Below are 18,804 nucleotides of genomic sequence, written 5' to 3' on the forward strand. Positions count from 1 at the left end.
CCATGCGTTTTCTTGCCGCCTTCGCGCTTCTCTCGGTTTCGTCAGGTGCGCTCGCGCAGCAGATGCCGGTGTTCACCACCCCGGCGCCCTATGCCTATATGAAGGACCTCTCGAACGGCGCCGTGCTGTTCGCCAAGGGTGAGAACACCCAGATGCCGCCGGCGTCGATGGCCAAGATGATGAGCGTCTATGTGGCGTTCGACATGCTCAAGCGCGGCGATGCGAAGCTGACACAGAAGATCCACGTCCGCCCGGAGACCTGGAAGAAGTGGCATTCGCAAGGGTCGACGATGTTCCTGTCGGTCGACGAGGACGTCACCGTCCAGGACCTGCTGCACGGCATCGTCACGCTGTCGGGCAACGACGCCTGCGTCGTGCTGGGCGAAGGTCTGGCGGGCACGGAGGAGCAGTACGTCGCGCTGATGAACGCGATGGCCAAGAAGATCGGCCTGACCGGCTCGCAGTTCGCCAACACCAACGGCTGGCCCGACCCGAACGAGCACGTCACGCCGCGCGACCTGGCGATCATCGCCGAGCGCACGATCAACGACTTCCCGGGCCTCTACAAAATGTTCTACCCGGTCCAGCAGTTTACCTGGGGCAAGACGCTGGGCAAAGGCGACGCCATCGTCCAGGCCAACCGCAACCCGCTGCTCGGCAAGGTCAGCGGCGCCGACGGGCTCAAGACCGGCCACACCGAGGAAGCCGGCTATGGTTTCACCGGTTCCGCCGTGCAGGACGGCCGCCGGCTGGTCATGGTCATCGCCGGCCTGTCGTCGTTCAACGAGCGTATTTCGCAGTCGGTCGCCTTCATGGAGTGGGGTTTCCGCGCCTGGACGCAGCAGCTTATCGCTCCCGCCGGCAAGGTCCTCGACCGGGCGCCGGTCTGGATGGGCTCGGCCGATAGCGTCGGCTTGATGGGGCCGATCGACCTGAAGGTCACCGTGCCGCGTGGCTTCGGTGGCCAGCGCGTCGTCAAGATCGTCTACGACGGCCCGATCAAGGCGCCGATCAAGCGCGGGCAGGAAATCGGCACGCTGGTCGCCAGCGTTCCCGGCACGCCGGTGACGCGCACGCCGCTGGTCGCTGCCGAGGACGTCGGGACCGCAGGCTTCTTCGGACGCATCGGCTCGGCGTTCAGGACGCTCGTCCTCCGCAAGTGAGGCAGGCTCGCTTCATCACGCTGGAAGGCGGCGAGGGTTCCGGCAAGTCGACCCAGGTCGCCTTGCTTGCCGAGCGGCTGCGCGAGCGCGGCATCGAAGTCGTCACCACTCGGGAGCCCGGTGGCACGGAAGGTGCCGAAGCGATTCGTGAGCTCCTGGTCACCGGCAGCACCGACCGCTGGAGCCCGGCGGCGGAAGCACTGTTGGTCAACGCTGGCCGCGCCGATCATGTCGAGCGGCTGATCCGCCCGGCGCTGGCTGCCGGCAAATGGGTGATCAGCGACCGCTTCGCCGATTCGACGATGGCCTATCAAGGTGCAGGCAAGGGCCTGTCCGATGCTTCGCTGCGCAGCCTACATCATCTGTCTGCAGCCGACCTTTGGCCGGACCTGACGCTGGTGCTGGATCTGCCGGTCGAGCTCGGCCTCAGCCGTGCCGCGTCGCGTGCCGGTGGGGAAGGGCGGTTCGAGCAACACGATGCAGACTTCCACCAGCGGGTTTCCCTTGGCTTTCGCGATCTCGCCGCAGCCGAGCCGAGACGTTGCCGACTGATCGACGCCGACGGTGACCCGGCCTCGGTGTCAAGCCGCATCTGGGGCGAAGTCATGGCGATGGATGCGGTCGAGACGGTACTCGAACGCAATCCTGGCGAGCTCGCCGGCAACTCCGGCTCGGGAACCGCGCACCTCGGCGAAACCGACACCGGCGACGACTGAGGCATGCTGGTCGGGCACGCCGAACAATCCGCGGCGTTCCGCGATGCTTTCGTCTCGGGCAATTTCCACCATGCCTGGCTGCTTGCCGGACCGCCGGGCGTCGGCAAAGGCAGCTTTGCCCGCGCTGCCGCAGCTTGGGTGCTGGCTCGCGCCGCGGGTCCGCCGGTGGACGACAGCACCCTCGACGTCCCCTCGACGCACCCGACGATCCCCGTCATCGCCGCGGGTGGCCATCCCGACTACCGGGTGCTGGAGCGCACCAGCGACGACAAGGGCAAGCTTCGCACCGTCATCCGCGTCGATGAAATCCGCGCTCTGCAGCCGCTGTTCCGCAACACACCGGCGCTGAGCGACTGGCGCGTTGTCATCGTGGATGCTGCCGACGACATGAACCGCAATGCCGCCAACGCGCTGCTCAAGAACCTCGAGGAGCCGCCGACGGGGACGCTGTTCCTGGTCGTGAGCCATTCGCCGGGGCGCCTGCTGCCGACGATCCGCTCGCGCTGCCGGACGTTGCGTTTTCACCCGTTGAGCGAAACCGAGGTTTCGATTGTGCTGTCCGATGTTCGACCGGAGCTGTCGGCCGGCGAAGTTGCGGCGCTGGCTCGGGTCGCAGGCGGCGCACCGGGCCGGGCACTGCAGTTGGCGGAGGCGGGCGTCGAGGCGATGGAGCGCGATCTGGACAGTCTGGCGGTCGCGCGGGGTGGCGATGCGACGGCGCGGGCGCTGGCGCTGGCACGGTCGCTGTCGCTGAAAGCAGCGATGCCGCGGTACGAAGCCTTTCTCGACCTGGCCCCGTCATATCTCGCGACGGCCGCGCGGACGCGGACCGGCGCGCGTCTTGGACGGGCCTTGTCGGCGTGGGAAAAAGCCAACGAGCTGGCTGCATCGGCCGTGCCGCTGTCGCTCGAGCCGCAGGCGGTCAGCTTCGAGCTGGCTATGCTCGTCGCGACGCTGGCCGACTGAGGCTGTGCCAAGTCGCTTGCCAGAGTACGATGTGTTGGTGAAAATTCCCACTCGTTAGGAGCGGCAGTTCGGCGCGGTAGTGACGCGATACGGTTGGTTGAAGCTAAGTCATTGTATTGTTTGGCGACCTAGTAAACGACCGCAGTTGGCACACCGTTTGCAAAGCAGCTGGCATGGGACGTCGGATCGGCCGCCGCCCCAGACAGAGGAACTCCACCATGTTCGCCACCGCTTCTTTCACCCGCACTCTGGTCGCCGCAACAGGTGCCGCCATCGTTGCATCGACCTTCCTTTTCGCCGCCGTCGCGCCCGCATCGGCGCAGGATGTCCAGGTCCGCACCCGGACAGTCAGCTACGCCGACCTCGACCTTGCCAAGCCTGCTGGCCGCGCCACGCTCGACGCGCGTATCCGTGCCGCTGCCCGGTCGGTCTGCTCGGTGAACGCCACCAACATCGTCGATCGCCGTGCCGAACTCCGTTGCGCCAAGGCTGCTACAAGCGCCGCGACCCGCTCGTAATGAGACCGTCCGACACCGGCGACGAACGTCCCGTCGCCGGCTGCGGGCTCCTCCGACCGTGAAGCTGGTTGCAGCGACTGCGGAATGACCGCTAGACGGGTCGGCATGAAGCCCGCCCAGAACTACTATATAACGACGGCCATCGCTTACCCGAACGGCGCGCCGCATATGGGTCACGCCTATGAGGCGATCGCGACCGATGCGATCGCGCGCTTCCACCGGCTCGACGGGCGCAACGTTCGGTTCCTGACCGGGACCGACGAGCATGGCCTGAAGATCGCCCAGGCCGCACGTGCCGCGGGTATTGCACCGCGGGAGTATGTCGACGGTACCGTTCAAGCGTTCCAGCAACTGGTCGCCACCTTCGGCATTTCGCACGACCGCTTCATCCGCACCACCGACGCCGACCATTATGCTGCGAGCCAGGAGCTTTGGCGGCGAATTGCGGCGAACGGTGACATGTATCTCGACCGCTACGAAGGTTGGTATTCGGTTCGCGACGAGGCCTATTACGACGAGACCGAGCTGGTCGCCGCCTTCGATAGCGCCGGCGCACCGGTGAAATTGTCCCCCCAGGGAACGCCTGTCGAATGGACCGTCGAGGAGAGCTGGTTTTTCCGGCTGTCCAAGTACCAGGACCGGCTGCTCGCCCTGTACGACGACCCCGAATTCGTGCGCCCGACCAGTCGTTGCAATGAGATGCGCAGCTTCGTCGCCGGCGGGCTCAAGGACCTGTCGATGTCGCGGACCAGCTTCGACTGGGGCGTGCCGGTCCCGGATTCGCCCGGTCACGTCATGTACGTCTGGATGGATGCGCTGACCAACTACCTGACCGGCGCGGGCTTTCCGGCCGATCTGGATGCAGACGGGCAGGGCGAGTGGTGGCCTGCCGACCTGCACGTCATCGGCAAGGACGTCGTGCGTTTCCACGCAGTCTATTGGCCCGCATTCCTGATGGCGGCCGGCCTGCCTGTGCCGAAATCAGTGTTCGGCCACGGCTTCGTACTCAACCGCGGCGAGAAAATGTCCAAGTCTGTCGGCAACGTCGTCGATCCGCTGGCGCTTGCCGACAGCTTGGGTGTCGACCGCCTGCGCTGGTTCCTGCTGCGCGATGTCGCCTTCGGCGATGACGGCAACTATAGCCATGAGGCGATTGTCGAGCGCACTAACGCCGACCTTGCCAACGGTATCGGCAATCTGGCGCAGCGCGCGCTGTCGATGGTGGCAAAGAACTGCGACGGACGCATGCCTGAGGGCAGGGGGGACATCCCCAACTTTGCCGCGACGACCGAAGCTTACTTCAGCAACATGCGCGAGCTGCTGCTGCACCGCGGCCTCGAAGCCGTGATGTTGATGGTGTCCGAGGCAAACGGCTATTTTGCCGACGCCGCGCCCTGGACTCTGCGCAAGACCGATCCTGCTGCGATGGCTGCCGTACTGGCAACGACGCTGGACGCGACGCGGCGCATTGCAATTCTCGTCCTGCCGGTCATTCCGGTTGCCGCGGCACGCCTGCTCGATCAACTCGGCGTTGCTGCCGATGAGCGGACATTTGCCGCGCTCGACACACCCGTCGCTGCGGGGACGCAGCTTCCCGAGCCGCAGGGGGTCTTTCCACGTTGGGTCGACGCAGAATGAGCCTGCCAAGCTACCGTATGGTCGCATGCTAGTCCGCGTTGCCACCCCAACCGACCTTCCGGCGTTGCAGGCGATGATCACGCGCGCCATCATGCAACTTCAATCGCCGTTCCTGGAGCCAGAGCAGGTCGCCGCAAGCGCCACGATGATGGGCCTCGACACACAGCTGGTCGACGATGGCACCTACCTCGTCGCCGATCTCGATGGAGCGATGGCTGCCTGCGGGGGGTGGAGCAAGCGCGCGACCAGCTATGGCGGCGATCATTCTCCAGGGCGCAGCGCACGCCTCCTCGACCCGGATACCGAGCCGACGCGGATCCGAGCCATGTACACCGATCCGGCATTCGTGCGCCGAGGGCTGGGTCGCCTAATGCTTGCCGCTTGCGAAGATGCCGCTCGCGCCGCCGGTTTCCGCGAGGCGACGATGGTTGCGACGATGGCTGGCCTGCCGCTGTATCTCGCCTGCGGCTATGTCTCGGTCGAAGCTTTCGAGGATAGAAACGGCGCAGTCGCCGTGCCACTGGTTCACATGCGTAAGCCTTTGATATGACAATGCTCGTCGATAGCCACTGCCACCTCAACTACCCGGGCGTCCGCGAGGATCAGGCGGGGGTGATCGACCGGGCTCGCGCCGCGGGGGTCGGAACAATGCTCGGCATCAGCACCCGGGCGAGCGAATGGTCTGAGGTCATTGCCTTAGCCGCGGCCCATCCTGACATCTGGGCATCCGTAGGCATCCATCCGCACGAGGCAGACGCTCATCCCGACATCGACGCGGCCCGATTGATCGAAGCCGCCGACCATCCCAAGGTCATCGCCATCGGCGAAACCGGACTCGATTATTTCTATGACCACAGCGACCGGGACCGCCAGCGAGCCAGCTTCCGGGCCCATATTTCCGCAGCGCGTGCCACCAGCCTGCCGATCATCGTCCACACCCGCGACGCGGAGGAAGATACTGCTGCTATCCTGGGCGAAGAAATGGAGCAGGGCACCTTCACCGGCGTAATTCACTGTTTCACGGCGAGCCAGGCCTTTGCCGAACAGGTACTTGCACTGGGCTTCTACATCTCGCTCTCAGGAATACTGACCTTCAAGAATGCCCGTGACTTGCAGGCAACGGCGGCGACGATCCCCGCCGATCGGTTGTTGATCGAGACCGACTCACCGTTTTTAGCGCCTGTTCCGATGCGCGGTCGGCCTTGCGAGCCAGCGTTCGTGGCGCAAACTGCGGCGTTCCTAGCCAAGCTGCGCGGGCAGGGCGTCGAGACGATTGCTGCCGACACGACGAATAACTTCTTCAACCTGTTCAGCAAGGCGCAGCGGCCTTGAAAGGTTCAGCGTGAAGGTCACCATTCTCGGCTGTGGTACGTCGACCGGTGTGCCGCGCATCGGCAATGACTGGGGCGACTGCGACCCCGCCGAGCCGCGCAATCGGCGCCGTCGCTGCTCGATCCTGGTCGAGGTCGACGGCTACCGCGTCTTGGTCGACACCGGCCCGGACATGCGAGAGCAGTTGCTCGATGCAGGTGTGGCGAAGGTCGATGCCGTGCTCTTCACCCATGATCATGCCGACCACGCACACGGTGTCGACGACCTTCGCCAGCTTTTCCACAATATGGGCAGGCCAGTCGATTGCTATGCAGATGCCGCGACCTGGCAAGTGTTGAAGGACCGCTTCGGCTACGTCTTTGCAGGAACGTCCAGCTACCCGGCTACCGCAATTGCCCACGAACTGCCGGAGAGACTGGTCGTCGGCCCACTGGTTATCACCAACTTTCTGCAGGACCACGGAAAGATCGATAGCATCGGCTATCGATTTGACTGGAAGGAAAAGGCGGTCGTCTACTCGACCGACGTCAAGACGTTGCCTGAGGCATCGACGTTGGCCTTGACGGCACTCGACCTGTGGATCGTCGACGCGCTACGTCGAACGCCGCATCCGACACATAGCCATCTGTCGCAGACCCTCAGCTGGATCGATCATTTTGCACCCAAGCGAGCGATCCTGACTCACATGGACAACAGCATGGACTATCGCAGCTTGTCAGATGAGCTCCCGGCAGGAGTGGAGCCGGGTTACGACGGTCAAACCATCACATATGATTTAACATAATATATATTATCGGAATGACAGTCGTTAGGCCTTGTGACGCATCGCGGTGTCCGCTCGTACTCCACACTAGCGGTCAGCCTCGCTGACTGGCATGGAGGATCTCGTGAGCCTGTCTCCACCAGTTGAGCGGTCCGGCAATGCGACATTCTTTCGGGAGTGGCTGAGCAATCCGCTGCGCGTCGCATCCGTGGCGCCGTCCGGCCGCGCCTTGGCCGAGATGATGACGCGAGACATCGATGCTTCTTCGGCGCCGGTGATCGAACTTGGCCCCGGCACAGGGATCTTCACCGATGCGCTTCTCGCGCATGGCGTCCCTGAGGATCGGCTGGCGTTGATCGAGAAAGGCACGAGCTTCGCTGTGCTGCTGCGCCGTCGTCACCCGCTGGCGACAGTCCTGGAAATGGATGCGACGCGGCTTGGTCGAGCCATATTGTTCGGTGGCGACAAGGCGGGTGCCGTAATCAGCGGCCTGCCGGTCCTGGCAATGCCACCGCGCGTCGTCATGCAGATCGTCCACGGCTGCTTTGTGCATTTGCGCGAGGGCGGTGCGATGTACCAGTTCACTTATGGCCCCTCCTGCCCGGTCAAGCGCCAGATCCTCGATCGCCTCAACCTCCAGGCCAAGCGGGTCGGCGGCGCCTTCATCAACCTTCCCCCGGCTTCGGTGTACCGGATAACGCGGCGCGCGCCGATTTGATCGAGCCGCTCGTCGCCATTATGGCGCGCCTGCGCGACCCGGAAACCGGCTGTCCTTGGGACGTAGCCCAAAGCTTCGCGACGATTGCTCCCTATACCATCGAAGAAGCGTATGAAGTTGCTCAGGCGATTGCTGACAACGACATGACTGAGCTGCGCGACGAGCTCGGGGACTTATTACTGCAAGTCGTCTTCCACTCGCGCATCGCCGAAGAGGCTGGGCTGTTCGCGCTTAACGACGTGGTTGCCGCGATCGTCGACAAGATGACGCGTCGCCACCCACATGTCTTTGCCGACGCTGTCGCGGACGTCGACGCCGTCACGCAAAAACTGACTTGGGAGACGCTGAAAGCACGAGAAAAGCCTCGCGACAGCGCGCTGTCGGGCGTCGCGACCGCCCTCCCCGCGCTCATGCGAGCCGACAAACTGCAGCGCCGTGCGGCGCGAACCGGCTTCGACTGGCCCGACCCATCCGGCGCCCGCGATAAAATTATCGAGGAGCTTGCAGAATTCGATGCTGCCGACTCTGTCGATCACAGGACGGAGGAGGCAGGCGATCTGCTGTTTGCCGTCGTCAACCTGTTGCGCCATCACGAGATCGATCCCGAGACCGCACTACGCAGCGCCAACGCCAAGTTCGAACGCCGGTTCAGGGCAATGGAGACTAGTGCCGGAGATGCCTTCCCGAGCCTTGATCTCGAGGCCAAGGAGCGTCTTTGGGACGATGCCAAGGCCGCCGAGAGAAGCTGACACCTATAGAGCGTCGAACCGGGCTTTGACCTCGTCGGGCATCCGGACTTGAAGCACCACGGCGTCCTCCTCGTCGCGCCGGCCAACGACCTCGCCATGCTGGTGAAGCCATGCAGCGCGTCGTCCGTCGCCTTGACTAAGCCGGATGGCATGGGTCCGCGTCGACGCCTGCAGGGTGCGCGCGACCAATTCGGACAAGGTGTCGACGCCCTCCCCGCTCACCGCCGAGATCGCTACTTCATCATCCCCGATGCTGGCGAGCAACGACGCACGCTGGTCAGGCTCGAGCAGATCGACCTTGTTGAGCGCCGTGACGATCGGGATGACCTTGTCGCCGTCGATAACACCCAGATCCCGGAGAACTTTCTCGACATCGCCCTTTTGCGCAGCCGAATCCGGATGAGCGATGTCACGGACGTGGACGATGACATCCGCCTCCAGCACCTCTTCCAGGGTTGCGCGGAATGCAGCGACCAACTGTGTCGGCAATGACGACACGAAGCCCACCGTGTCCGACAAGATCACCTTTTCGATGCCCGGCAGCGATACCGCACGCATCGTTGGATCGAGCGTCGCAAACAGCAGGTCCTCGGCCATGACCTCTGCTCCCGTAAGGCGGTTGAACAGCGTCGACTTGCCGGCATTGGTATAACCGACCAGCGCGACGACGGGATAAGGCGCCTTTTGCCGACGCAGGCGATGCAGCCCGCGAGTACGCTTGACGCCTTCCAGATCGTCCTTGAGCCGTGCCATCCGATCACGAATCTGCCGACGATCCGCCTCGATCTGTGTCTCGCCGGGACCACCGAGGAAGCCGAAACCGCCACGCTGCCGCTCAAGGTGAGTCCATGACCGCACCAGGCGACTGGCCTGATAGCTCAGATGCGCCAGTTCGACCTGCAGAGTACCTTCTGCAGTCGTGGCCCGCTCGCCGAAGATCTCGAGGATCAGGCCAGTCCGGTCGATGACCTTGGAGGAGAACGCCTTTTCCAGATTGCGCTGCTGGATCGGCGATACCGTGCCGTCGATAACGACGACTTCGGCTTCGGTGGCGGCGATAGCAGCCGTGATCCGCTCGATCTGGCCCTTGCCGAGCAGCGTTCCGACAGCAGCCTTGCGGATGCGAATGACTTCCGAATGGACGACGTTGAGGTAAATCGCCTGTGCCAAGCCGATCGCCTCGGCAAGGCGTGCCTCCGGGTCTCGCGATTCCTTACCCTGCCCATCCTTGTACGGCAGGATAACAACAGCCTTGGCGCCGAAGCGGATACCGCGGACGGTGTCAAAGCCAGGCTGGCCCTGATCGTCCTTGATCGTCCCGTCCCTGCTCAAGCAGCGTCACCGTCGTCGTCATCGATCTTTTCGGCATCGAATAGCTGGATCGGGCCAGCAGGCATGACGGTCGAGATGGCGTGCTTATAAACCAGCTGCGAATGACCATCGCGGCGCAGCAGCACGGAGAAATTGTCGAACCAGGTGATCACGCCCTGGAGCTTGACGCCGTTGACCAGAAACATTGTTACCGGAGTTTTGGTCTTGCGGACGGTATTGAGAAACACGTCCTGCAGAGAATTCGCCTTGTCAGCCATTTCACGGCCCTTTTCATTCTTGGCGGGCTACATCGGCCCGCGCCCGCACCGTTGCCCGGCGTCGGCTTCCCGCCGGAGGTGGCAAGATAGCGCTAACGTAGCGTGGCGTCGGCTCATCCTCAAGGGTATAGGCGGGACTTGTCCGCGCTTTCGCCCATAGAATTCGATGCGATCATCCTCGGTGCCGGTGGCGCAGGGCTGATGTGCGCCGGCGTCGCAGGACAGCGCGGGCGCCGCGTGCTGGTCATCGATCACGCCGACCGGGCGGGCAAGAAAATTCTGATCTCGGGTGGCGGTCGATGCAACTTCACCAATCTTCACACGGCGCCAGAGCGTTATCTGTCCAGGAACCCGCATTTTGCGCGGTCTGCCTTGGCTCGCTACACCGCTTCAGACTTCCTTGCCTTGGTGGAGCGGCACGGAATTGCCTGGCACGAGAAAACGCTTGGACAATTATTCTGCGATGGCTCGGCGTCGCAGGTCGTCGAGATGCTGCTCGACGAGTGCGCCGTTGGTGGAGTGAAGATCGCGCTCGGCTCGGCGCTCGGTGAGATCGATCATGCCGACGGGCGCTTCCGGGTTCGCTACGGCAGCGATGTCGCGATTGCCAAGTCTCTGGTAGTTGCCACTGGCGGACCATCGATCCCGAAGCTCGGCGCGACCGGTTTCGCCTATGATCTCGCGCGACGGTTCGGCCTCAAAGTGGTCGAGCCACGACCCGCCCTCGTCCCGCTGACGCTTGGCGGCGACGAGGCACTGTTTCGCTCACTGGCGGGCGTCGCGGCTCCAGTGACGGCGCGGTGTGGAAAAGCCAGTTTTAACGAGGCTGCACTGTTCACCCACAAAGGGTTGTCAGGTCCGGCTATATTGCAGGTTTCGAGCTATTGGCATGGTGGTGAGACCGTCGGCATCGACTTCCTGCCAAGGTTGGAAGTCGGCTGGCTGCGCGAGGCGAAAAGGTCGAGGCCGCGCTCGACGATCCGCAGTGCGCTGGCCACCGCCCTGCCCGACCGGCTCGCCGAGGCGCTTGCGGAACGGCTCGGGCTGACGGCCGATCTCGCTTCAACCACTGACCGGGCGCTGCAAGCCGCGGAATCGCGTCTTGCAGACTGGCCATTTCGGCCGAACGGCACTGAAGGGTTCGCCAAGGCAGAAGTAACGGTAGGGGGCATCGGGACCGAAGGTCTATCGTCGCAGACCATGGCCGCGACGAAGATTCCTGGTCTTTATTTAATCGGCGAAGCAGTCGATGTAACTGGTTGGCTGGGCGGCTATAATTTCCAGTGGGCCTGGTCTAGTGGTTGGGCCGCAGGACAGTCGCTTTGAGGCCGAGCGTCACTCGACGATCTCAGCCTCTTCCTCGCCCTCGCCGACACCGAGCGCTTTCAACTTCCGATGCAAGGCGGAGCGCTCCATGCCGATGAAGGCCGCGGTGCGCGAGATGTTGCCGGAGAACCGCCGGATCTGCGCCCGAAGATACTCCCGCTCGAATGCTTCACGTGCTTCCCTCAGCGGCGTACCCATGATCGAGCGAACCGCCTGCCCGGGCACCAGTTTCGACGGCTCGTTCGTGACCTCGCTGGGCAGCATGTCGATGTCGATCCGTCCGGTGCGCTCCGGCGGCGCCAGGATCAGCGTGCGCTCCACGACATTGCGCAGCTGCCTGACGTTGCCCGGCCAATTGTAGGTCTGCAACGCCGCGACCGCATCGTCGCTCAGCGTCGGTACCGCGATCCGGCGCTCGGCTGCATATCGCGCCAGGAAATACAGGACCAGCTCGCCGATATCCTCTCGCCGCTCGGTCAACGACGGCAGCCGCACCGGCACGACGTTGAGACGGTAGTAGAGGTCCTCACGAAACCGCCCTTCGGTAATCTCGCTTGAGAGGTCGCGTGATGTCGCGCTGATGACCCGAACATCGACCTTTACCCAGCGCGAGCCACCGATGCGTTGGAAGATCTGCTCGGTAAGCACGCGAAGTATCTTGGCCTGGGTAGGCATCGGCATGTCGGCGACGTCATCAAGAAACAGCGTCCCGCCATGCGCCTGCTCGAACAACCCGGAACGCACGAGGTGGCCGCCCTCCTCCTGCCCGAACAGTTCCTCCTCCACACGCTCGGGCGTCATCCGCGCTGCGCTGACCACGACAAACGGCGCGTTGGCACGGGGTGACCATTGGTGCAGCAGCCGTGCCGCAATCTCCTTACCCGACCCTGCTGCACCGGTGATCAATACCCGGCTGCCGGTTGCGGCAACCCGCTTGATGGTGGCACGGACGTTGTTGATGATCGCCGACGAGCCGGTTAGCTCAGTCTCGACCCCGGCCCGCTCGCGCAGTTCGTCGTTCTCACGCTTCAGCCGCTCGGTCTGCGTCGCCCGCTCGATTACCAGCAACAACTGGTCTGCCTGGAACGGCTTTTCGATGAAATCATAGGCACCGCGCTTGATCGCCGAGACTGCGGTCTCGATGTTACCGTGCCCGGAAATGACGATCACCGGCAGCGTCGGGTCGCGGCGCTTGACCTCTTCAAGCAACTCGATGCCATCCAGCCGCGAACCCTGCAGCCAGATGTCGAGCACCAGCAACGAGGGCCGGCGATCGGCAATTGCTGCCAGCGCTGAGTCGCTGTCGCCCGCAGTGCGCGTGCCGTAGCCCTCGTCCTCGAGGATGCCAGCGACCAATTCGCGAATGTCGGCCTCGTCGTCGACGATCAGGATATCCAACGCCATTAAGACCCCTTGCCCAGCAACAATGGCCGGGAAATCTGTGGTTCACCAATTTCGTGGACGACGCTGGTGTCGAAACATAGTCGGGCGAAAGTCCCGCCGCCGGGCGCGTCACCAAGGTCGAGCGAGCCGCCATGCTCCTCGACAATCTTCTTGACGATGGCGAGGCCCAGCCCGGTTCCTCGCGCGCGGGTCGTGACATAGGGTTCGGTCAGGCGGTCGCGTGACTCGATCGGCAGCCCACAACCATTGTCGCTGACCTTGACGAAGACGCGGGTGCCGCTGACATCAATGCTCAGAGCGATATGACCGACGAAGCTCGCGTCCTTAGTTGATTCCTGCTTCGCAACAACGGCTTCCGCGGCGTTCTTGATCAGGTTCATCAAGGCTTGAGCCATCTGGCGGCGGTCGCAGACCAGCTCAGGCAGTTGCGCGGGAAGCACGAGGCCGAACCGGATGGCGGGATAGGCAACTTCCTGCAGGAACAGCGCTTGCTTGACGATCTCGGCCAGGGATTCCGGCTTGAAGACTGGTTTCGGCATCCGCGCGAATGATGAGAATTCGTCGACCATGCGGCGCAAGTCGCCGACCTGACGGACAATCGTGCCGGTGAGCGACGCAAATGTCTCCGGGTCCTCGGTAATCTGCCGACCGTATTTGCGTTGGAGCCGTTCGGCCGAGAGCTGGATCGGAGTAAGCGGGTTCTTGATCTCGTGCGCGATGCGCCGTGCCACATCGGCCCAGGCGGCGCTGCGCTGGTCGGCCAGTTGGGCCGAGATGTCGTCGAAGGTCAGCACATAGCTACGTGCGCCGCTAGTCTCGGCTGCGATCCGTACGCTCAACGTCTGGGTCTCGATGCCGCGCGCGATGATGACCTGACCGGCAGCGACGCCCTGCGAACTTGCCTGCTCCAGCAACGTCGCGAGTTCGGGAATCGCCTCGGCCAGCGAACGACCGACGAGGTCCTGTTCGGTCGTGCCGAACAGGTCGGCGGCGCTGTGATTGGACAGGCGAATGACGCCCTTGCTGTCGATCGACAGCACCCCGGCGGAGACTCCGGAGAGTACCGAATCGGTGAATTGCCGGCGACGATCGGCTTGAGCGTTGGCATTGACCAACGCGTTCTGCTGCGCCTTCAACTGCCCGGTCATCCGGTTGAATGCTCGTGCCAAGGTGCCGATCTCGTCAGGCGAGCCCCGCACCGGCACCCGGGCATCGAGATCACCGGCGCCAACCCGCTCGGCCGCGTCCGCCAGCCGGGCGATCGGGGAGACTAAACGGTTGGCAAGCCACAAGGCGAACCAGATCGCCGCTGCGAGGATAAGTAGCGAAACGATCATCAGCAACAGGTTGAAACGCCACTGCAGCGCCTGACGGCGGTCACTCAACGCCTTGTATTCGCTGAGCGCATTTTGTGTTCGCGCGACCTGTTTCAAGACCAGCGGATCGACCTTGCGGCTGACATAGACATAGCGTTCGAGAACTGGATCAATGCGTACGACCGCCTCTACACGGTCGCCGGAACTGGCAATGACGCGGACCTCGCCGGTACGGGCCCGCGCCAGGTCGAGTGACTGGATCCGATCCGACAAGGGACGCGCATCCATGTTGACGCGCGCGTAGATTGCGATGCCGCCGCCCTTCACCGGCGCGAAGACCGCCGCCTCCGTCAAGTTGCGCGCCACGACTTGGAAGCGCAAACCCTCCGCAAACAGCGGCGCGCCGACGCCGTAATCGCGTGCATAGCCCCGGACGTCGGAGCCCATCACCTTGATGTCCTCGACAATCCGCTGCTTGTTCTCGTTCACATACGCTTGCGCGACCTGATCGGCATTATCGAGCACGGTCTTGGCCCGGTCCGAGAACCAGAATTGTACGCCGAACTGGAACAACAGCGAGGCGAACACGACAACCAACAACGTAGGAACTGCGGCGATCGCGGCGAACAGGCCGACGAGGCGCACATGCAGCCGAGCCCCGGCCATGCCTCGACGTCGGTTTGCCAGCAGGATCGCCAGTCGTCGAGCAATCAGCACGATCAGCAGCATCAGCGGCAGCAGGTTTGCGACCAGTAGCAGCGTCACCAGCGGCGGCGAAAATCCCGACGCTGGGGCGCGTTCGCTGCTCAGGATCGCGTAACTGCCGAAACCGAGCAGGATGACCAAGCCAGCAACCGCAAGCTCGAGCCTGGGATAGAGATCGACCCGGCTGACCCAGCGATTGAGGCGGCGGCGTGCCGAGCGCCATTTTGTGCTTCGAGCGCTACGGGGGACGGCGAGATCCATTACACCGCCTCTACGCCAGGAGCGTGGTAAATGGAACACAGTCGTTGCGCGGACGCGACGGACCGTGCAATTTTACCGCTGCCAATGGTCAGGTCCGACGAGCCGCCAGAGCATCGAGGCTGTGGTCATTGAGCTTCTTGCGCAACGTGTTGCGGTTGATCCCGAGCAACTTCGCCGCGCGTATCTGATTTCCGCGAGTTGCAGCCAGTGCCAAGGTCAACAAGGGACGCTCCACCTCTGCCAACACGCGGTCGTACAAGCCATCGGGCGGCAGGTCCTCGCCGAACACCGCAAAGTAATCGTCGAGGTGGGCCGCGACGGATGCCGCGAGTCCGGCGGCGGTTCGGGCGCTGGCGACACCCTCTCCCGTGCTGCCCAGCCCTTCAAGTACGGCTGTCGCGTCTATGACGTCGCCGCTGGTCAGCGCGGCCAAGCGGCGCATCAGATTCTCGAGCTCCCGCACGTTGCCGGGCCAGTGATGCGCGGCCAGCGCCGCGATCGCCGTCGGGTCCAGCTGCTTCTGCGGAAGTCCGTCCGCCGCCGCGCGGGTCAGGAACTGCCTAGCGAGGAGCGCAACATCACCTGTTCGCTCACGCAGTGCCGGCAACTTGAGCGGCACGACATTAAGACGGTAGAACAAATCCTCACGGAACTGCCCGTCCGCGATCCGGCGTTGCAGGTCCTGATTGGTCGCCGACACGATGCGGACATCGGCTTGGATTGCACGGTTGCCGCCGACCGTGGTGAATTCGCCCGACTGGAGTACGCGAAGCAGGCGTGTCTGTGCATCGGCCGGCATGTCGCCGATCTCGTCGAGAAACAGCGTGCCGCCCTGCGCCTGTTCGAAGCGTCCTGAGGTTCGAGCCGCCGCTCCGGTGAAGGCACCGCGCTCGTGACCGAATAATTCGGTTTCGATCAACTCGCGCGGGATCGCAGCCATGTTCAAGGCGACGAATGGACCGCTGCGGCGAGAACCAAGATCGTGGAGCGCCCGGGCGACCAGCTCCTTGCCGGTGCCGGACTCGCCCAGGATCAGGACGCTGAGGTCGGTCGGCACGACGCGAGCGATGATCCGATAGACTTCCTGCATAGCTGGCGACCGACCGGTCAGTGGCAGGTCCTCGCCGGGCATCGGTGCCGTCGGAGCGCCCTGCCCTGCCCGAGCTAGCGCACTGGCCACCGTGCGGGTCAAGGCGTCGATGTCGAACGGCTTCGGTAGATAGTCGAAGGCGCCCTGCTCGGTGGCGCGGACGGCGGTGGAGAGGGTGTTCTGCGCGCTCATGACGATCACGGGCATGCCGGGCCGCCGCTCCACGATGCGAGGAATCAGGTCGAGACCATTACCATCTGGCAGGATCACATCCGTCACCACCGCGTCGCCGACACCGTCGTCAATCAGCTTCCACAAGGCCGCGACACTGTCGGCGGTTCGCACCTGATGCCCAGCGCGGCTCAATGCCTCCCTGACGACCGTGCGGATTGCGGCATCGTCGTCGGCGACCAGGATCACGGCGCTCATTGTTGGTCCGCCATTGGCAAGAGCACACGCAATACGGTTCGCGCCGGCGTCGAAGCGCGTTCGTACTCGACGATACCGCCGTGTTCCGCAACGATCTTTGCAACCAGAGCCAGGCCGAGGCCACGCCCGCCGGATTTGGTCGTCACGAACGGGTCGAAAAGATGGTCGACGAGGTCGGCCGGGGCGCCCGGCCCGGAGTCGATGACGCATACCTCGATCGGCAAGGGCACCCGGCGCCGCGAGCCGTGTGCAGCGATGCTGAAGCCTTGACGGTAGCCTGTCGTAATCTGAATTTCTTGGTGCGATCCAGATGCTTCCACCGCATTCTTGATAAGGTTCAGGAACACCTGGACCAAGGAATCGCGATGACCGAGGACAAGCGGCAACGAAGGGTCGTAGCTTTCGCGTAGCGTGACATGTGCGGCGAAACCCTGCTCGGCCAGACGTCGGACGTGACTTAGAATGGCATGAATGTTCTCGGGTCCTGGGACTGCCGCGCGCGTGTCGGTGAAGTCCTCCATCCGGTCGACAAGGTCTCGGATGCGGTCGACTTCGGAGCAGATCAAAGTGGTAAGGTCGCGCGCACCCTCGTCGCCGGTCTGGGCAATCAGTTGCGCCGCGCCCTTGATGCCCGACAACGGGTTCTTGATCTCGTGCGCCAGCACCGCGGCTACTGCGGTTGCTGAGAGCACTGCGCCGCGGTGGACGATCTGCCGCTCGATCAGGGTCGCAACGGCGCGCGGCTGGATCGTGACGATAAGCCAGCCGCTCGTCTCGGCGAACGGCGCGATGACCAGGTCGGCGCGACAGATGCGACGTCCGGCCCAGCTCAACTCGACATCGTAGCTGGTGTGACCGCCTCCCTCCCGGCGCGCTGCCGCGACCAGTTGCAATACGGTATTGCCGTCAACCAGCAACTGAGCCAGCCCGCGCTCCTGCAACATGATGGCGCTGGTGTTGAGCAGTGTTTCCGCGGCCAGATTGGCCCGGCGTGGTCGATCGTCGGGATCAAGCATCATCACCGGTACCGGCAAGGCCGAGAACAATTCCGTCGCAGTTGGCGCTGCCTGCTCGCTTACTTGCAGGGCCTGAGCCGGCATCAGGCAGCAATCGCCAGGTCGTTCGATGCCGCGTCGATCAACGGCGCGTAAAAGTCATTCAGCATCGCCAGTACGATAGCCGGGTTCGCCTGCTGGTTCACGGCATTCCGAAAATCTGCCGAGCCGTGCAGCCCCTTGGTGTACCAGCCAAGATGCTTCCGGGCCATATTGACCCCGACCTCGCTGCCATAAAGCTCGAGCATCGCGTTATAATGCTCGACGATCACAGCATATTGTTCGCCAAGCGCAGGATCCGGCCGGCGGTTGCCGTGCACCAGCCAGTCGATCGCCTGGCCCAGCAGCCATGGCTTGCCATAGGCGCCTCGCCCGATCATCACGCCATCGGCACCCGACTGCGCCAGCGCTGTATCGACATCGTCGAGGCTGTTGATGTCCCCGTTGACGATGACCGGCAGCGTCGTTGCCGCCTTTACCTTTGCCACAAACGCCCAGTCGGCAACGCCCTTGTACAACTGGCATCGCGTCCGCCCATGAACGGTGATCAGTTTCACCCCAAGGTCTTCGGCGATACGGGCGAGTTCCGGCGCATTGAGGCTGCCGTGATCCCAACCCATCCGCATCTTGACAGTGACCGGCAGGTCGACTGCCTTGACCGTTGCCTCGATCAGCCGCGCGGCCAGAGGCAGGTCGCGCATCAAGGCTGAGCCGGCGTCGCCATTGACGACCTTCTTGACCGGGCAGCCCATGTTGATGTCGATGATCGCCGCTCCGCGATCGGCGTTCAGCTTGGCAGCATCAGCCATGATCTGTGGATCACAACCGGCCAACTGCATCGATACGGGCTCTTCGCTTGGATCCCACGCTGCCTTTTGCAATGATTGCCGTGTCTCGCGGACCATGGCTTGCGAGGCGATCATCTCGGTCACGGTGAGACCGGCGCCGTAGCGCTTTACGATACGCCGAAACGGCAGGTCGGTGACGCCGGTCATCGGCGCAAGGATGACCGGCTGGCTGATGACCAACGGGCCGATATTTATTGGAGCGAGCACTGGCATCCTCA

General features: G+C 63.6%; 17 protein-coding genes and 1 pseudogene. 11 read left to right on the plus strand and 7 right to left on the minus strand.

Going from position 1 to position 18,804, the window contains the following annotated elements; all coding sequences use genetic code 11:
• Window positions 1–2 precede the first annotated feature (2 nt).
• From ACOFKW_RS13950 to mazG, 10 genes are all read left to right on the plus strand, one after another.
• Complete coding sequence (locus tag ACOFKW_RS13950; protein WP_419814742.1) at window positions 3–1,163, plus strand: D-alanyl-D-alanine carboxypeptidase family protein; 1,161 nt, start codon at window positions 3–5, stop codon at window positions 1,161–1,163.
• Window positions 1,160–1,879, plus strand: coding sequence for a dTMP kinase (gene tmk, locus ACOFKW_RS13955; RefSeq protein ID WP_419814743.1), 720 nt, complete (start codon window positions 1,160–1,162; stop codon window positions 1,877–1,879). Before ACOFKW_RS13950 ends, tmk begins: the two co-directional genes overlap by 4 nt.
• Window positions 1,880–1,882: 3 nt before the next feature.
• Window positions 1,883–2,845 (plus strand): DNA polymerase III subunit delta', encoded by a 963-nt coding sequence (locus tag ACOFKW_RS13960; RefSeq protein WP_419814744.1) that lies wholly within the window; start codon window positions 1,883–1,885, stop codon window positions 2,843–2,845.
• Between the two features lie 218 nt (window positions 2,846–3,063).
• A complete protein-coding gene (locus ACOFKW_RS13965; RefSeq protein WP_419814745.1) occupies window positions 3,064–3,363 on the plus strand; it encodes a UrcA family protein in 300 nt (99 codons plus the stop codon).
• A 105-nt stretch (window positions 3,364–3,468) separates the two neighbouring features.
• Window positions 3,469–5,001 (plus strand): methionine--tRNA ligase, encoded by a 1,533-nt coding sequence (metG, locus tag ACOFKW_RS13970; RefSeq protein ID WP_419814746.1) that lies wholly within the window; start codon window positions 3,469–3,471, stop codon window positions 4,999–5,001.
• A 25-nt stretch (window positions 5,002–5,026) separates the two neighbouring features.
• Window positions 5,027–5,551 carry a GNAT family N-acetyltransferase gene (locus tag ACOFKW_RS13975; protein WP_419814747.1) on the plus strand — a complete coding sequence of 175 codons (525 nt, stop codon included), beginning with the start codon at window positions 5,027–5,029 and terminating at the stop codon, window positions 5,549–5,551.
• A 2-nt stretch (window positions 5,552–5,553) separates the two neighbouring features.
• A complete protein-coding gene (locus ACOFKW_RS13980; protein WP_419816954.1) occupies window positions 5,554–6,333 on the plus strand; it encodes a TatD family hydrolase in 780 nt (259 codons plus the stop codon).
• A 10-nt stretch (window positions 6,334–6,343) separates the two neighbouring features.
• Window positions 6,344–7,117 carry an MBL fold metallo-hydrolase gene (locus ACOFKW_RS13985; RefSeq protein ID WP_419814748.1) on the plus strand — a complete coding sequence of 258 codons (774 nt, stop codon included), beginning with the start codon at window positions 6,344–6,346 and terminating at the stop codon, window positions 7,115–7,117.
• 103 nt (window positions 7,118–7,220) lie between these two features.
• The gene (locus tag ACOFKW_RS13990) at window positions 7,221–7,814 is read left to right on the plus strand and encodes a class I SAM-dependent methyltransferase (RefSeq protein ID WP_419814749.1); all 594 of its coding nucleotides are present in this window, start codon (window positions 7,221–7,223) and stop codon (window positions 7,812–7,814) included.
• Window positions 7,815–7,834: 20 nt separating this feature from the next.
• A complete protein-coding gene (gene mazG / locus ACOFKW_RS13995; RefSeq protein ID WP_419816955.1) occupies window positions 7,835–8,563 on the plus strand; it encodes a nucleoside triphosphate pyrophosphohydrolase in 729 nt (242 codons plus the stop codon).
• 3 nt (window positions 8,564–8,566) lie between these two features.
• Here the strand turns inward: mazG and hflX are convergent, their stop codons facing one another.
• Window positions 8,567–9,895, minus strand: coding sequence for a GTPase HflX (gene hflX, locus ACOFKW_RS14000; protein ID WP_419814750.1), 1,329 nt, complete (start codon window positions 9,893–9,895; stop codon window positions 8,567–8,569).
• 8 nt (window positions 9,896–9,903) lie between these two features.
• Window positions 9,904–10,152: pseudogene (gene hfq / locus ACOFKW_RS14005) on the minus strand (RNA chaperone Hfq); the annotation flags it as partial.
• A 201-nt stretch (window positions 10,153–10,353) separates the two neighbouring features.
• Here hfq and ACOFKW_RS14010 point away from each other — a divergent pair.
• A complete protein-coding gene (locus tag ACOFKW_RS14010; RefSeq protein WP_419816956.1) occupies window positions 10,354–11,478 on the plus strand; it encodes an NAD(P)/FAD-dependent oxidoreductase in 1,125 nt (374 codons plus the stop codon).
• Between the two features lie 9 nt (window positions 11,479–11,487).
• Here ACOFKW_RS14010 and ACOFKW_RS14015 read toward each other — a convergent pair whose 3' ends face one another.
• The 5 genes from ACOFKW_RS14015 to dusB form a co-directional block, all read right to left on the minus strand.
• Entirely contained in the window at window positions 11,488–12,882 is a 1,395-nt protein-coding gene (locus ACOFKW_RS14015) for a sigma-54-dependent transcriptional regulator (RefSeq protein WP_419814751.1), read from the minus strand.
• Window positions 12,882–15,164, minus strand: coding sequence for an ATP-binding protein (locus tag ACOFKW_RS14020; RefSeq protein ID WP_419814752.1), 2,283 nt, complete (start codon window positions 15,162–15,164; stop codon window positions 12,882–12,884). The genes ACOFKW_RS14015 and ACOFKW_RS14020 overlap by 1 nt, the downstream gene beginning before the upstream one ends.
• A gap of 88 nt (window positions 15,165–15,252) precedes the next feature.
• Window positions 15,253–16,683, minus strand: a complete 1,431-nt coding sequence (gene ntrC, locus ACOFKW_RS14025) for a nitrogen regulation protein NR(I) (RefSeq protein ID WP_419814753.1) — start codon at window positions 16,681–16,683, stop codon at window positions 15,253–15,255.
• The gene (locus ACOFKW_RS14030) at window positions 16,680–17,783 is read right to left on the minus strand and encodes a two-component system sensor histidine kinase NtrB (protein ID WP_419814754.1); all 1,104 of its coding nucleotides are present in this window, start codon (window positions 17,781–17,783) and stop codon (window positions 16,680–16,682) included. Before ACOFKW_RS14030 ends, ntrC begins: the two co-directional genes overlap by 4 nt.
• The gene (dusB, locus tag ACOFKW_RS14035; RefSeq protein ID WP_419814755.1) at window positions 17,783–18,799 is read right to left on the minus strand and encodes a tRNA dihydrouridine synthase DusB; all 1,017 of its coding nucleotides are present in this window, start codon (window positions 18,797–18,799) and stop codon (window positions 17,783–17,785) included. Before dusB ends, ACOFKW_RS14030 begins: the two co-directional genes overlap by 1 nt.
• Window positions 18,800–18,804 lie beyond the last annotated feature (5 nt).

The sequence above is a fragment of the Glacieibacterium sp. genome, from assembly GCF_965200405.1.
Taxonomy (GTDB): domain Bacteria; phylum Pseudomonadota; class Alphaproteobacteria; order Sphingomonadales; family Sphingomonadaceae; genus Glacieibacterium.